The following is a 13992-nucleotide window of genomic DNA, read 5'->3' as shown; positions in this document are numbered from 1 at the left end:
AATTTTAAGCATATCACTTACGGATAAAACCTGTTTGAAAGACCTCTTTAACAAAACTAATTTCAAAAATGTCAAAGAACGAAGCGGTTCAAGTGAACCCAATTTATTTAATTTTTAATCGTCCATTTTTTTTTAGTGGACAGTAGTGTAGTTACCTAATAATATACAAATTTACGTCAATCCCAAATCTGATGGTTTTGACGTTGCGCTATACGGAACACGAGGGTTTGAACTTATTCCTTATTTATTGCATATCCTCATCCAACCCCTCGAAGTGCGAAATAGCTTCACGCCACGCATCGGGTATCGGCATCGACGACTGAGTATGAGCATTGAATGTAACGAATACCGATTCGCATCGGCATTTTATTTCGCCTGTCTTCACATTGCGTATCTGTTGTAGGCAAACACCGCTCTTGTCGCCGAGTTTTGTCACTTTCGTATCTACTACAATAGCTTCTTTATAATAGATAGGAGACAGAAAATCGGCGCTGATATGTGCTACGACTACCAACCCATCCGTCCAGCTTACGGCAAAAGGTTTAACCTTCTCGAAATAATGTGTCTTACCTAAATCGAAATAGCTGAAATAGGAATTATTGTTGATATGCCCCAATGCATCCACATCGTTGAAACGGATTTGTATAGGCAATGTAGACTTGAATATTTCGGGCTTCACTTCTTTCATAATTGTTTTTATCTGAATATTATATCGTTTACAACAGGCATGCCTGCATGCTCATTTAGCTTTGCTATCAATCGGTCTTTCGCCATCTGCAACTCGGCACGCAAAGCCGGCGAACTAAGCGACACATACAATATATTGTTCCGCAAATAAATGTTAGTAGTATATGAGTTTATCATATTGCCCAGCAGTTGCTTCCAGCCCGATACGGCGCGGCTCTCGGCAATCTTCCGCCTGAAAAACGGATTTTCTTCGAAGTACTGCTTCAGTACATCTCCCAGACTTTCGGTATTCCGCTTTCTCATAGGCCTGCAATATTTTTCTGCACCACTTCACCTCTTGCTACTTCGTAAAGGTGGTAACTGCTATTGGTCTGCGACAGTATCTCGTCCAGATGCTCTCGATTGGTATCCGTTATAAATATCTGCCCGAAATTCTTATCCAGCACCAGTTTCATTATCTGCTCCACGCGCGAAGAGTCGAGTTTGTCGAAAATGTCGTCTAACAGGAGGATCGGGGTTGTATTCGTCTCCTTTTTCAAAAAATCGAACTGCGCCATTTTCAACGCTACCACATAAGTCTTGTTCTGCCCCTGCGACCCCACTTTCTTTATCGAATAGCCATCCATCTGCATATCCAGGTCGTCTTTGTGAATGCCGGCAGTGGTATAACCCAGTATCTTATCCCTCTCCTTCCGTTGTTTCAAGACAGAAGGAAAATCTTCCGTCGCAAAATGAGACTCGTAAGCCAACTCGACTTTCTCGTTCGACGAACAGATAAAATCGTAGTAATGCTGGAAAGTCGGGATAAACTTATCAATAAATTCTTTCCTTTTATTATAAATGACTTTCCCTTCCTCTATCAGTTGTTCGTCCCACAACTCGAACAGAGTGTCGTCGGCAAAGCCATTGGCCTTCAACAGGGCATTGCGCTGTTGCAAAGCTTTATTGTAGCGGATAAGCGAATGGAGATACTCTTTGTCGAACTGCGAAAGGAATATATCCATAAACTTGCGGCGTTCGTCACTTCCTCCCGTTATCAGGTCGGTATCCGAAGGCGATACCATTATCAGCGGCAACGCCCCGATATGATCCGACAGCCGTTCGTATTCTTTTTTATTACGTTTAAACTGCTTTTTCTGCTTACGTTTGAAGCTGCAAAAAAACTCTTCCTGCTTCCCTCCCATATCGTACCAGCCTTGTATCATGGCAAAATCGGTATCGTGTTTTATGTTTTGGGAATCTATCGGATTATTGTGGCTTTTGCAAAACGAAAGGTAGAATATAGCATCCAGCAAGTTGGTCTTACCCATGCCATTGCGCCCCAAAAAACAATTTATCTTGGGCGACAGGCCTAGTTCGGCCTGCTCTATATTCTTATAATTTAGTATAGACAATTTTTCCAGAATCATTTGTGCGAACCTTTCGTTGAGAATGCAAAATTACTATTTTTTAAACGGTTGGCAAGCTCATTCCCGTAATCTTTCTGTAAAGGTCGAGCGCATACACATCCGTCATTCCCGATACGAAGTCGAGCACTGCCAGTATTTTTTCGTACGTAGTAGGCGCATGTATTTCAAATTGTTCGGGTATCCTGCTCAACAACAGTTGCGAGTATTTTGTAGTCGGTTCGGTCACGGCATTGATAAAGGTTTCGAGCAGGAAGCCGATGATACGGTGTCCGGCAAGCTCTATATCTACTACATCTTTTGTCTTATATATCTTCGAAACGCTTATCACAGTCGCATCCTCATTGGCTTTCTTAGGCAATTCGGATATATGCTTTATCAAAGTCTTTTCGAACCGTCCCTGCAATATGGGCTCCTCATTGTCGAGGAAAACCTTCGAGCATTCGTCGACCAGCAACCCGATTACACTGGAACGCAGATAAGCTATCTGTTCGTTTACATCGCTCACCCGTTCCATCGTGCGGTGCATCTTCTGCTGCCTTTCTTCGGGAAAGAAGTTCAGGAATAAGCTTTTGGTCTGTTCGGTAGACAATAGCCCCAGCTTATGGGCATCCTCTATATCCATTATCTTGTAGCAGATATCGTCTGCCGCCTCTACCAGATACACAAGCGGATGGCGGGCATATCTTGCAGGCGATTCGCTCAGGCAAAGCATACCCAACTCATTGGCAATTTTCCTGAAATCGTTTTCTTCCGACTGAAAAAAGCCGAACTTGCCCTTGCCATTTGCCCCAATGGACGAATACGGGTATTTGGCAATGGAAGCCAGCATGGAATATGTCATGGCAAATCCGCCGCGCCGCCTGCCGTTGAACTGATGGATAAGCAACCGGATGGAATTTGCATTCCCTTCGAAATTGGTAAAATCGTCCCACCGACCGCCTTCTTCTTCCACCCTTTCTTTCAGGTGCTTGCCTTTCCCTTCGGAGAAAAAGCTGCTGATAGCTGTCTCTCCCGAATGCCCGAACGGGGGATTGCCCAAATCGTGAGCCAGGCATCCGGCGGCAACGATAGAGCTTATATCTTCGAATGCTGCGGGCGAATCAGGATATTTCCTTCTCAACTCGCGCCCCACAATCACACCGAGCGACCGCCCCACACTCGATACTTCGATACTGTGTGTGAGCCTGTTGTGCACAAATATGCTTCCCGGAAGGGGGAAGACCTGTGTCTTATTTTGCAACCTGCGAAACGGTGACGAAAAAATAAGCCTGTCGTAATCGCGCTGAAAATCAGAACGGTCGTGATGCTTGTCGTCATGGTACTCTTCCATGCCGAAACGTTTTGCAGAGAGTAGTTGCAGCCAGTTCATTGTATATATGTTTTTAGACTTCAAAGATACGCTTTTATAACCATAACAAATTATTTTAGAAAAGCGAATAATAGCCTTTCCCTAAATGAACCTTTTTAAACAGAGAATGTTAAAATAATTGTGCAATAAGTCCTTTTTTGTTTTTGTATTTATCAAAAACTTAATACATTTGCAAAATAGTTGCATAGACAATTAAATATTGCGATTAGAAAATTAACACTGAATATGATAAGAAAGAATATTCTGACAATCTTCGTCCTGACCCTCGCACTAGCTTCTACAGCCGATGCACAGCAATACCTGACACTGGAGCAGTGTCGCCAACTGGCTATAGAAAACAACAAAGCCCTCAAAATAGCCGGTGAGCAGGAACGCGTGGCATATTATAACAAGAAAGAGGCTTTGTCAAAGTTCTTTCCCGAAATACAACTTATCGGGGGATATCTTCACAATCAGAAGAACCTGCATCTGATCCCATCACTGCCTGGCTCAGTAACCCTGCCTATCGAGTTGCCCGGAATCGGCAATACCTTTCCCATACCCGACAACATACGCGAAGGCATACATAAACTGGGAGAAGTAGACATCAGGAATATCTGGGCAGGAGGCATCAACCTCACCCAGCCCATCTTTATGGGGGGCAAGATAGTAGCTTACAACGACCTGCGCTCTTATGCCGAGGAGTTGGCCAAAACGATGAAGGAAACCAAGATGACCGACGTTATAGTAGAAGTAGATAACGCCTACTGGCAGGTAGTATCCGTCGCCAGCAAGAAAAAACTGGCTCAATCGTATGTAGAACTCATGCAGAAAATGGATTCCGACATATCGGCTATGGAACAAGAGGGTGTAGTCACCAAAGCCGACCGCCTCTCGGTCAACGTGAAGCTCAACGAAGCCGAAATGACTCTCACTAAGGCCGAAAACGGGCTGAGCCTAGCCAAAATGCTGTTGTCGCAAATATGCGGGTTGGAGATCGGCGATAATATCACCCTTGCCGACGAAGATATAGATGTAGCCGTCAGCCCCGACAATGGCACAGCCCTACCGAATGTAGATGAAGCACTTGCCAACCGTACCGAAATAAGGAGTCTGGAACTGGCAACCAAGATTTATCAAAAACAGGAAAAAATAGCTTTGTCCGATTTTATGCCTAATGTAGCCCTTACGGCGAATTATCTTTGGACAAACCCCAACCTGTTCGACGGATATGAAAAACGGTTCAAAGGGATGTGGAATGTGGGGGTAGTAGTAAAAGTCCCGTTAAATTTCTTCTCCAATTCGGCGAAGCTGAATGCTGCAAAAGCTGAGACCCGCATCAAGGAATACGAACTGGCAGATGCCAGAGAAAAAATAACTCTGCAAATAAACCAGTCGGCTTATAAGCTGAACGAAGCAAACAAAAAATATACTGCCGCCAAAAAGAATGTGGAAAAAGCGGACGAAAACCTCCGTTATGCCAATGTAGGTTTCGAAGAGGGGGTAATTGCCGCTTCGGACGTGATGGCTGCTCACACGGCATGGGTTTCGGCACATTCGGAACTTATAGACGCACAAATAGACATTGTATTATCGAGAATATACCTCAACAAAGCTTTGGGGCGAAAATTATAATTATAAGAAAAACAAAGAATATGGACACAGAAAATAATACATCAGGGTCTAAACTCATCCCTATAGTTATTTTTGCAACTGTAATTATTGCAGTGGGATTGTACGGATTTTTCTTCCTCAACCAAGAAGACAATGTAATACAGGGCGAAGCCGACGTAACGGAAGTTCGCATTTCGAGTAAAGTTCCGGGACGTATAGCCCGCTACATGGTAGAAGAAGGCAGCTATGTAAAAAAAGGCGACACACTCGCCATACTAAGCATACCCGATGTAGAAGCCAAGCTTAAACAGGCCAGTGCCGCCGAACAAGGCGCTGCCGCACAAAACCAAAAAGCCATAAAGGGCGCGCGTGCCGAACAGATACAAAGCGCATACGAGATGTGGCAAAAGGCAAAAGTAGGAACGGATATCGCACGGAAATCATTCACCCGCATACAAAACCTCTTCGACAAGGGAGTGGTTACAGCACAAAAACGCGATGAGGTGGAAGCGCAACTGAATGCGGCTATCGCAACCGAAAAAGCAGCCAAATCGCAATACGACATGGCTGTAAACGGGGCAGAACGTGAGGATAAAGATGCCGCCCTTGCTATGCTCGAACGTGCAAAGGGTGCAGTAGCCGAAGTGGAGTCGTACATTGCCGAGAGCTACCTGATTTCGCCGATAGACGGGCGGATATCGGAAAAGTATCCGAACATAGGCGAACTCGTAGGTACAGGTGCGCCGATAATGAATGTAGCCAAACTGGATGATAAATGGGGCTCGTTCAACATCAGGGAAGACAGGCTGAAAAATTATAAAGATGTAGGCAAAACGCTCAATGTATATGTGCCGGCATTAGACTCTATGGTGGAAATGACCGTTTATTACGTCAAAGACCTGGGTTCGTATGCTGCATGGAAAGCGACAAAGACAACAGGGCAATACGACCGCAAGACCTTCGAGGTAAGGGCAAGGTTTAAAAACCCTGCGGTAGATGTATTACCGGGTATGTCTCTAGTAATAAAAGAATAACGGAATGGATTCTCGAACAGGGATATGGGCAATTTTCAGGCGCGAATGGCTACGGATATCAACCTCTAAGATTTGCATCTGGGGTATATTCGTAACTCCGCTTTTGTCGATGGTGATACTGCTATGGATGATGGATAGCGGGCTGCCATCGCGTATTCCTATTGCAGTGGTCGATCTCGACAACACGGCTACATCGCGTTCGCTGATACGCCAGCTCGATGCTTTTGAGAAAACAGACATAAAATACAAAAGCCTGTCGTTCAACGAAGCCCGCCACCGAATGGAACGGATGGAGGTATATGCCGTGCTTACCATTCCTAAGGATTTTGCAAAGGATGCCGTATCGGGCAACCGCCCTAAATTGGTTTACTATACCAACAATGCGTTCCTAATATCCGGTTCGCTGCTGTTTCAAGACCTGAAAACTATTTCTACCCTCGCCTCGGCAGCCGTAGGGTTGCAAACCGCCGAAGCTAAAGGTTTTACGGAAAATCAGGTGATGCCTATCCTGCAACCGATATCAATAGATACACATCCGCTAGGCAACCCGTGGCTCAACTATTCGGTATATCTCAACAATGTTATACTGCCGGGAATCTTGCAATTGATTATCCTTTTGTTTACGGTATCGGCTTTCGGCTCGGAAATAAAATCGCGCACGGGACGCCGGTTATTGCAGATGGGCAACGGCTCTATAATGAAAGTGCTGGCAGGCAAATTGCTGCCATACACTATCATATATATGCTGATAGCATTGTTGTTTATGTCGCTGCTATATTATTACAACGGGTTTCCGTTGCATAGCGGGTTTTGGCCGATGTTTTTCAACTACCTGTGCCTCATACTTGCAGCGCAGGGTGCAGGGGTTATACTGTTGGGCATATTCCGCAACTACCGGTTGTCGCTAAGCATTGCCAGCCTTATCGGGATGATCTCGTTTTCCATCGCCGGGTTCTCGTTCTCTACCCTGGCTATGGATGGCAGCCTGAGCGCGGTAAGCAATTTCTTTCCGCTACGGCATTTCTTCCTTATATATATAGATCAGGCTTTGAACGGTATCCCTGTAGGATATTCTATGTATCAATACGCAGCTTTGCTTTGTTTTGTATTGCTTTCATTCTTCTTCACGGGTATGGTAAAGAAAATGCTGGATACTGATGTATATGAAATGTAAGGATTGGTAAATAATGGCAATCAGAAGTGGAAAAGTTTATCTATAGAGAGCCCCTACCCTCCCTCAGCCCCTCCAAAGGAAGGGGAGTAGGGCAAAGCCATAAAGAGGAGGGGAAAAGTAACAATAGGAAATAATGAAAAATGTGTTACATGTGTTACTTTTTAGAGAGATACAAGATACCAGTAGACGAGTTAACGAGTTGGTTTCTTGATGAAATATGAACTTGTATCTCGTATCTTGTTTACTTGTATCTATAGAAAAAGTAACAATAGAAAAACAGCAAAAAAACTGTTACTTGTGTTACTTTTTGGGGAGATACAATATACCAGTAGATGAGTTAACGAGTTGGTTTCTTGATAAAACATGAACTTGTATCTCGTATCTTGTTTATTTGTATCTATAGAAAAAGTAACAATAGAAAAACAGCAAAAAAACTGTTACTTGTGTTACTTTTTGGGAAGATACAATATACCAGTGGATGGATTAACGAGTTGGTTTCTTGATAAAATATGAACTTGTATCTCGTATCTTGTTTACTTGTATCTATAGAAAAAGTAATAATAGAAAAACAGCAAAAAAAACTGTTACTTGTGTTACTTTTTGGGGAGATACAACATACCAGTAGATGAGTTAACGAGTTGGTTTTTGATGAAATATGAACTTGTATCTCGTATCTTGTTTACTTGTATCTATAGAAAAAGTAACAATGAAGCGAACCTATTTATTCTTTAACTACTGATTTGCATAAATAACCGATTTTATGAAAAAACTGCTTCTTGATATATACTATGTATGGATAAACGAACTCAAGCTTGTATTTCGCGATGAGGCAGTTATCCTACTCTTCTTCGTTGTGCCCTTTGCCTACCCTATCGTATATAGTTTTATTTACGACAACGAAACTGTACACAATGTAAAGGTAGTAGTTGTAGACGACTCAAATTCATCCTTATCGCGCGAGTTTAAACGAAGAGTAGATGCAACAGCCGATGTGCAGGTAATAGGTACGGCATCGAATATGGAAGAAGCAAGGGAAGCATTGCGCCGCAAAGAGGCTTATGGAATAATGTATATACCGCACGATTTCAGCAAAAAAATAAATACTCAGCAGCAGACTTCCGTATCGGTATATGCAGACATGAGCAGTCTGCTGTTCTACAAAGCCATGTTGTTGAGTGCTACCGAAGTTTCGCTGGATATGGGAGCAGATATCCGCGTTGCCGAAACCGGAGGCGGTAGCCAGGAACAAGACGCAACTACCCGCCAAACCGTAGAAAGCCAATGGGTGACGTTGTATAATACCCAAAACGGCTTTGCCAGCTTCCTTGTACCCGCCATCCTTGTATTGATTATACAACAAACCCTCCTGCTGGGAATTGCAACAATCATCGGCACACACAACGACAAGAAACGTTTTACAATAGCATCGCATACGGCAGAAGGAAAAAATGTAGGGGCTGTCAAATTAACCATTGGCAAAGCGTTCTGCTACAGTTCTCTGTATATGCTTATCTCGGTATGGGTATTGAGGGTGATACCTTACATCTTCAAATTTCCGCAAATAGGCGATCCTTTTACTATTGCTGCTTTCCTTATGCCGTTTTTGCTTGCTGCCACATTTTTCAGTATGACTCTTTCTTATTTCTGCTCGCAACGGGAATTTGGCATGATGTTGTTTGTATTTACCAGTGTTGTTTTCATTTTCATTTCGGGAATCTCGTGGCCCTGGACAGCCATACCCGCACCCATAAAGGCGATAGCCTATATAATACCCTCCACACCAGGCATTCACGGGTTTATAAAGATAAACACAATGGGAGCGACCCTCCCGGATGTATGGCCGGAGTATCTTACGCTGTGGATACACGCGGGGGTGTATTGCATCACGGCAATATTGATGTATAAATGGTGGATACAGAATTACGACCCAGAGTATAAGGGTATGCTCAGGAAAAACTAAGATAAAAAAGATGGGTGAGTTTATTTTCCCCCAAATAGCTTCTTTATTCTTTCGTAAAGTTTCATTATCATTTTTGAAGAAGGTGGGATCTCGAAATCTTCTTTTCGAACAAATCCCCCTTCTATTAACAGGTCGACAGCTCTTTGCGCCTCATCTTCGCGCACCTGCAGCTTTACACCGCCAATGGCAAAAGGATGTACCTGGTAAGTCAGTTCATCTTTGAGGAAACAGTATATACCATTCGATTCCAGAAAGGATTTGGCTACAGCCAGTTCGCCAACCACGTTGGATGTCTTTATTGTAACAAGAGCCGGCATTACAGCAGGTCGTCAGGATTAATAAATCCGCCGCCGGCCAATAGTTCTATAGCCCGGTCGTAATCTTCCGACCTTACCTGCAAGCGTGCAGCCTGTCCGTCGCCGGTCGATATAGTCAGGTATTCGGTGTTGACAACGCACTCGATACCATTATCGAGAAGAAATGATTTTGCAATAGCCAGATCAGCTTCAAAATCGGAAGTCTTTACTGTAAGAAGATCGTTCATAGCCATTCTGTTTTAGGTGAATACTTGATATAAATATAGGCAAATTATAGCAAATATAAAAGGAAAACGGGTTATTATTCAAAACTTAAGATCCCGGGCAATACATTTAACTCTTTGCTCAAGCTTTTAACTATTTTTCCTTGACAGCCTATGATTTTAAGATCATTAATTCAGTCAGGTTGATAAAACAAAGAGGCCGCCTTATTAATCTAAAGCAACCTCTTACTATCTGTTTTACAGCAAACTATCTTCCGTTGTGTTATGTAATTATCCTTTCAAAGCCTTGTCCATAGCAGCGGCAGCTTTTCTACCATCGCCCATAGCGAGGATAACAGTAGCTCCCCCGCGAACAATGTCTCCGCCGGCATATACCTCCGGCAAATCGGATTGCATTGTATCCTGGTTGACTATGATAGTGCCCCATTTGGTTATATCGAGCCCTTTGAATGTTGAAGGTATCAGCGGGTTAGGCGACACCCCTACGCTAACGATAACCTCGTCTACATCGAACCACTCTGTTGCACCCTCTATCGGCACAGGCTTGCGACGTCCCGAAGCATCAGGCTCTCCCAGCTCCATCTTTTGAAGGAGCATACGTTTTACATGCCCTTTCTCATCCCCTTCGTAGCAAAGAGGGTTGTGAAGCGTATGAAACTCTATTCCTTCTTCCTTGGCATGTTTCACTTCCTCTATACGTGCAGGCATTTCTTCTTCCGAACGGCGATATACGATCATAGCCCTTTCAGCCCCCAGGCGTTTTGCCGTGCGTACCGAGTCCATAGCAGTATTACCTGCACCGATCACAGCAACCCTTTTGCCCATCTGGACAGGTGTGTCGCTTTCGGGATTGGATGCATCCATCAGGTTGACACGGGTAAGAAATTCGTTAGACGACATTATACCTATCAGGTTTTCGCCCGGTATATTCATAAAGTTGGGCAGGCCTGCGCCGCTGGCTACAAATATGCCTTTGAAGCCTTCGTCCAGTAGATCTTCGCGGGAAATAGTCTTGCCGACAATACAGTTGTTGACAAACTTAACCCCCATCTTGCGAAGCACGTTTATTTCTACATCTACTATTTTATTCGGTAGCCGAAATTCCGGAATACCATACTTCAACACCCCGCCGATTTCGTGCAGTGCTTCGAATACTGTAATGTCATAGCCCCTTTTTACCATGTCTCCGGCAAAAGACAACCCTGCCGGCCCTGAACCTACAACGGCGATCTTTATCCCGTTTGCAGGAGCTAACTCAGGAAGGGATACGCTTCCGCTTTCGCGCTCATAGTCGGCCGCGAAACGCTCCAGATAGCCGATTGCTACCGGCTCTTTCTTCATCTTTTGTATGTAGATGCATTTGGCTTCACATTGTTTCTCCTGCGGGCAGACACGTCCGCAAACAGCAGGTAGCGCACTGGTTTCTTTCAGCACTTTAGCGGCTTCGGAAAAATCACCCCGCTCGATGTTCTTAACAAATGTCGGTATATGTATGCCTACCGGACATCCCTCCATACAGGTTGGGTTGACACAATCGAGGCAGCGACCAGCTTCGAATACTGCCTGCTCGGCAGACAGCCCCAGGTTTACTTCTTCTTTGAGGGAATGACTTCTGTATTCGGCATCCAATTCGGGCATGTGTACACGCGGCCTATCACCCCGCTCTTTAGCTTTTAAGCTTTTGCGTAGCTCTTCGCGCCAAGGTTCGCTGCGGCGCGATTGTATATATTCTTGTTCTGTCATTTTCGAATTATAGGTTAGGAATTATATCTAAAAATCGGAAGCTCGTTTTTAACTATAGGCTCTAAGTCTCATCAACATTTCGTCGAAGTCTACTTCATGCGCATTAAATTCAGGCCCGTCGACACAAACGAATTTGGTCTTTCCTCCCACTGTAATGCGGCAGGCCCCGCACATACCGGTTCCGTCTACCATTATGGTGTTTAGCGAAGCCATAGTCGGAATATTATGCTTTTGCGTAAGCAACGATACGAACTTCATCATAATGGCAGGGCCGATAGTAACACAAAGGTCTACTTTCTCGCGTTCTAATATCATCTCTATACCATTTGTGATAAGCCCTTTGTGCCCGTAAGAGCCATCGTCGGTCATGACAATTACTTCGTCGGAGTATTCCGCGACCTGCTCTTCCAGTATTACGAGGTCTTTGGTGCGGGCAGCCAATACCGAAATAACTTTGTTGCCTGCTTTTTTCATTGCCTCTATAATGGGTAGCATAGGAGCTATGCCTACACCACCTCCGGCACAAATTACAGTACCATAGTTTTCGATATGTGTAGCCTGTCCGAGTGGACCTACGATGTCGGTAATATACTCACCCTCGTTTAGTGCGCAAATTTTGCGGGAAGATTCACCTACAGCTTGTATTACAATGGTGATAGTACCCCTTTCGGTATCGGATGCGGCAATGGTGAGTGGTATGCGTTCTCCTTTTTCCCCTACTCTTACTATCACAAAATGGCCGGCTTTGCGGCTCTTGGCTATAAGAGGGGCTTCCACCTCAAATTTTACAACATTTTCAGAGAAATACTCTTTAGCTACAATTTTGTTCATTCTGATAAAATGTTTTTGAATATATGTTCTATTTTATATGTATTTAGTTGACTAGTGTAAGCTATAGCCTGCAAAGTTACGACAAAGTTTCTCTTTTTTTGTATATTAACTATGTAAAATATCATATATATGTGCTATATTTTGCTAACTAGCGGAAAGTCTTCCGCAGGCGATGTATTTTCAAGCTTCCGGTCAGAGGATACAATAAAGTAAAAAACGTTAAGACAATATGATTATTCGGATTATTAGCCTTAAATTCGTAAAGGCTAAATAAGCCTGACGCTTAGTGATAAGTATTCAACGAAATAGCTCGAATGCGCGTTAAGAAACAATTTTATTTAGTGCTAAAGAACCATGAATATAGCAGAGTTATATAAGATTTACAAACAATATCCGGAAGTATCGACAGATACCCGAAACGCTCCTGAAAACTCTATTTTTTTTGCATTGAAAGGTGCCAGTTTCAATGGAAATGAGTATGCCGAGAAGGCAATTGATAACGGATGCAGCTATGCCGTTGTAGACGAAGAAAAATATGCTACGCGACCTAATATGCTATTGGTCGACGATGCACTTGCCACATTGCAGGAGTTGGCGCGATATCATCGCAAACATATGAAAACCCCGGTTATCGGAATCACGGGAACAAACGGCAAGACCACCACAAAGGAACTGATAACAGCCGTTCTGTCTCAGGAGTACAATGTACTGGCTACCGAAGGCAACCTCAACAACCACATTGGAGTCCCCCTCACATTGTTGAAACTAAAGAAAGAACATGAGATAGCCGTTGTGGAAATGGGGGCAAATCATGTTGGGGAAATCAAATTCCTTTCGGAAATAGCACAGCCTAACTACGGGCTGATAACCAATATCGGGCGTGCCCATATCGAAGGGTTCGGTTCGTTCGAAAATGTAATGAAAGCCAAAGGCGAATTATACGAGTACATAAGAAATTCTCAGGATGGGAAGATATTTATCGACTTCGATAATTCTTTGTTGAGGGAAATGGCGGAGGGTATCCCGTCTATCTACTACGGATTCGAAGATGAATTGCTCGTATCGGGCAAGGTGTTGTCTACCAGCCCTTATTTGGAATTTGCCTGGAAGTTTGCCGATGTAGAAAATCATAATGTTGTGAAAACAAAGCTTATCGGTGATTATAATTTGCCTAATGCTTTGGCTGCAATAGCCGTAGGTAAATATCTGGGAGTCAAAGCTTCGTTGATTTGCAAAGCGATAGAAGAATATGAGCCGACAAACAACCGTTCGCAATTGAAAAAGACGAGTAAGAATATGGTTATTGTCGATGCTTATAATGCAAACCCGACTAGTATGCATGCCGCCTTGGAGAATTTCGAACATATGGACGTAAGCCACAAAGTCCTTATCCTTGGCGACATGAAAGAGCTTGGTGCCGATTCGGAAATGGAGCATCAAAAAATAGCAGATTATATCGTTAGCCACAACTTCGACAAAGTATTGCTGGTAGGCGACAATTTCAGTAAAATACAAGCAGATGTTTTGCGCTTTAAAGACACTAATGGTTTGAAAGACTACCTGATTGCAAATCCATTGGAAAACAGCTATATCTTATTGAAAGGATCGAGAGGTATTCAATTGGAAAATTGTATCGACCTGTTGTAATCTA

Annotated in this window: 13 protein-coding genes and 1 pseudogene; 6 read left to right on the top strand and 8 right to left on the bottom strand. The window is 43.7% G+C overall.

Features of this window, described 5'->3' with window-relative positions; all coding sequences use genetic code 11:
- Positions 1–118, top strand: a pseudogene (locus tag D0T57_RS15895) (IS4 family transposase); the annotation flags it as partial.
- 126 nt (positions 119–244) lie between these two features.
- Here D0T57_RS15895 and D0T57_RS11645 read toward each other — a convergent pair.
- Genes D0T57_RS11645 through dgt form a run of 4 tightly spaced genes read right to left on the bottom strand, consistent with a single transcriptional unit; the run spans position 245 to position 3465 of the window.
- Positions 245–688: a thioesterase family protein gene (locus tag D0T57_RS11645; protein WP_163273668.1), complete on the bottom strand. Its 444-nt coding sequence runs from the start codon at positions 686–688 to the stop codon at positions 245–247.
- An 8-nt stretch (positions 689–696) separates the two neighbouring features.
- Entirely contained in the window at positions 697–990 is a 294-nt protein-coding gene (locus D0T57_RS11640; protein ID WP_163273667.1) for a DUF721 domain-containing protein, read from the bottom strand.
- Positions 987–2096 carry a DNA replication/repair protein RecF gene (locus D0T57_RS11635; RefSeq protein WP_163273666.1) on the bottom strand — a complete coding sequence of 370 codons (1110 nt, stop codon included), beginning with the start codon at positions 2094–2096 and terminating at the stop codon, positions 987–989. The genes D0T57_RS11640 and D0T57_RS11635 overlap by 4 nt, the downstream gene beginning before the upstream one ends.
- Before the next feature lie 40 nt (positions 2097–2136).
- Entirely contained in the window at positions 2137–3465 is a 1329-nt protein-coding gene (gene dgt / locus D0T57_RS11630; RefSeq protein ID WP_163273665.1) for a dGTP triphosphohydrolase, read from the bottom strand.
- A gap of 225 nt (positions 3466–3690) precedes the next feature.
- Here dgt and D0T57_RS11625 point away from each other — a divergent pair, with 225 nt between their 5' ends.
- From D0T57_RS11625 to D0T57_RS11610, 4 genes are all read left to right on the top strand, one after another.
- Positions 3691–5079 (top strand): TolC family protein, encoded by a 1389-nt coding sequence (locus tag D0T57_RS11625; RefSeq protein ID WP_163273664.1) that lies wholly within the window; start codon positions 3691–3693, stop codon positions 5077–5079.
- Positions 5080–5099: 20 nt separating this feature from the next.
- Positions 5100–6092 carry an HlyD family secretion protein gene (locus D0T57_RS11620; protein ID WP_163273663.1) on the top strand — a complete coding sequence of 331 codons (993 nt, stop codon included), beginning with the start codon at positions 5100–5102 and terminating at the stop codon, positions 6090–6092.
- 4 nt (positions 6093–6096) lie between these two features.
- A complete protein-coding gene (locus D0T57_RS11615; RefSeq protein WP_163273662.1) occupies positions 6097–7266 on the top strand; it encodes an ABC transporter permease in 1170 nt (389 codons plus the stop codon).
- 760 nt (positions 7267–8026) lie between these two features.
- A complete protein-coding gene (locus D0T57_RS11610) occupies positions 8027–9226 on the top strand; it encodes an ABC transporter permease (RefSeq protein ID WP_163273661.1) in 1200 nt (399 codons plus the stop codon).
- A 20-nt stretch (positions 9227–9246) separates the two neighbouring features.
- Here the strand turns inward: D0T57_RS11610 and D0T57_RS11605 are convergent, their stop codons facing one another.
- The 4 genes from D0T57_RS11605 to D0T57_RS11590 form a co-directional block, all read right to left on the bottom strand.
- Positions 9247–9543, bottom strand: a complete 297-nt coding sequence (locus D0T57_RS11605) for a DUF2007 domain-containing protein (protein ID WP_163273660.1) — start codon at positions 9541–9543, stop codon at positions 9247–9249.
- Entirely contained in the window at positions 9543–9770 is a 228-nt protein-coding gene (locus tag D0T57_RS11600) for a DUF2007 domain-containing protein (protein ID WP_163273659.1), read from the bottom strand. The genes D0T57_RS11605 and D0T57_RS11600 overlap by 1 nt, the downstream gene beginning before the upstream one ends.
- A 267-nt stretch (positions 9771–10037) precedes the next feature.
- Positions 10038–11510, bottom strand: coding sequence for an NADPH-dependent glutamate synthase (gene gltA, locus D0T57_RS11595; protein WP_163273658.1), 1473 nt, complete (start codon positions 11508–11510; stop codon positions 10038–10040).
- Between the two features lie 48 nt (positions 11511–11558).
- Entirely contained in the window at positions 11559–12341 is a 783-nt protein-coding gene (locus D0T57_RS11590; protein ID WP_163273657.1) for a sulfide/dihydroorotate dehydrogenase-like FAD/NAD-binding protein, read from the bottom strand.
- Between the two features lie 354 nt (positions 12342–12695).
- Here D0T57_RS11590 and murF point away from each other — a divergent pair, with 354 nt between their 5' ends.
- Complete coding sequence (gene murF / locus D0T57_RS11585; RefSeq protein ID WP_163273656.1) at positions 12696–13988, top strand: UDP-N-acetylmuramoyl-tripeptide--D-alanyl-D-alanine ligase; 1293 nt, start codon at positions 12696–12698, stop codon at positions 13986–13988.
- Positions 13989–13992: the final 4 nt, after the last annotated feature.

It is taken from the genome of Dysgonomonas sp. 511 (genome assembly GCF_010501105.1).
Classification (GTDB): domain Bacteria; phylum Bacteroidota; class Bacteroidia; order Bacteroidales; family Dysgonomonadaceae; genus Dysgonomonas.
This window is presented reverse-complemented; position numbering and strand designations above follow the sequence as displayed.

Bases quoted from the DNA above. Each gene is read 5' to 3' on its own strand.
- D0T57_RS11645 (WP_163273668.1), bottom strand. From the start codon at position 688: ATGAAAGAAGTGAAGCCCGAAATATTCAAGTCTACATTGCCTATACAA.
- D0T57_RS11640 (WP_163273667.1), bottom strand. From the start codon at position 990: ATGAGAAAGCGGAATACCGAAAGTCTGGGAGATGTACTGAAGCAGTAC.
- D0T57_RS11635 (WP_163273666.1), bottom strand. From the start codon at position 2,096: ATGATTCTGGAAAAATTGTCTATACTAAATTATAAGAATATAGAGCAG.
- dgt (WP_163273665.1), bottom strand. From the start codon at position 3,465: ATGAACTGGCTGCAACTACTCTCTGCAAAACGTTTCGGCATGGAAGAG.
- D0T57_RS11625 (WP_163273664.1), top strand. From the start codon at position 3,691: ATGATAAGAAAGAATATTCTGACAATCTTCGTCCTGACCCTCGCACTA.
- D0T57_RS11620 (WP_163273663.1), top strand. From the start codon at position 5,100: ATGGACACAGAAAATAATACATCAGGGTCTAAACTCATCCCTATAGTT.
- D0T57_RS11615 (WP_163273662.1), top strand. From the start codon at position 6,097: ATGGATTCTCGAACAGGGATATGGGCAATTTTCAGGCGCGAATGGCTA.
- D0T57_RS11610 (WP_163273661.1), top strand. From the start codon at position 8,027: ATGAAAAAACTGCTTCTTGATATATACTATGTATGGATAAACGAACTC.
- D0T57_RS11605 (WP_163273660.1), bottom strand. From the start codon at position 9,543: ATGCCGGCTCTTGTTACAATAAAGACATCCAACGTGGTTGGCGAACTG.
- D0T57_RS11600 (WP_163273659.1), bottom strand. From the start codon at position 9,770: ATGAACGATCTTCTTACAGTAAAGACTTCCGATTTTGAAGCTGATCTG.
- gltA (WP_163273658.1), bottom strand. From the start codon at position 11,510: ATGACAGAACAAGAATATATACAATCGCGCCGCAGCGAACCTTGGCGC.
- D0T57_RS11590 (WP_163273657.1), bottom strand. From the start codon at position 12,341: ATGAACAAAATTGTAGCTAAAGAGTATTTCTCTGAAAATGTTGTAAAA.
- murF (WP_163273656.1), top strand. From the start codon at position 12,696: ATGAATATAGCAGAGTTATATAAGATTTACAAACAATATCCGGAAGTA.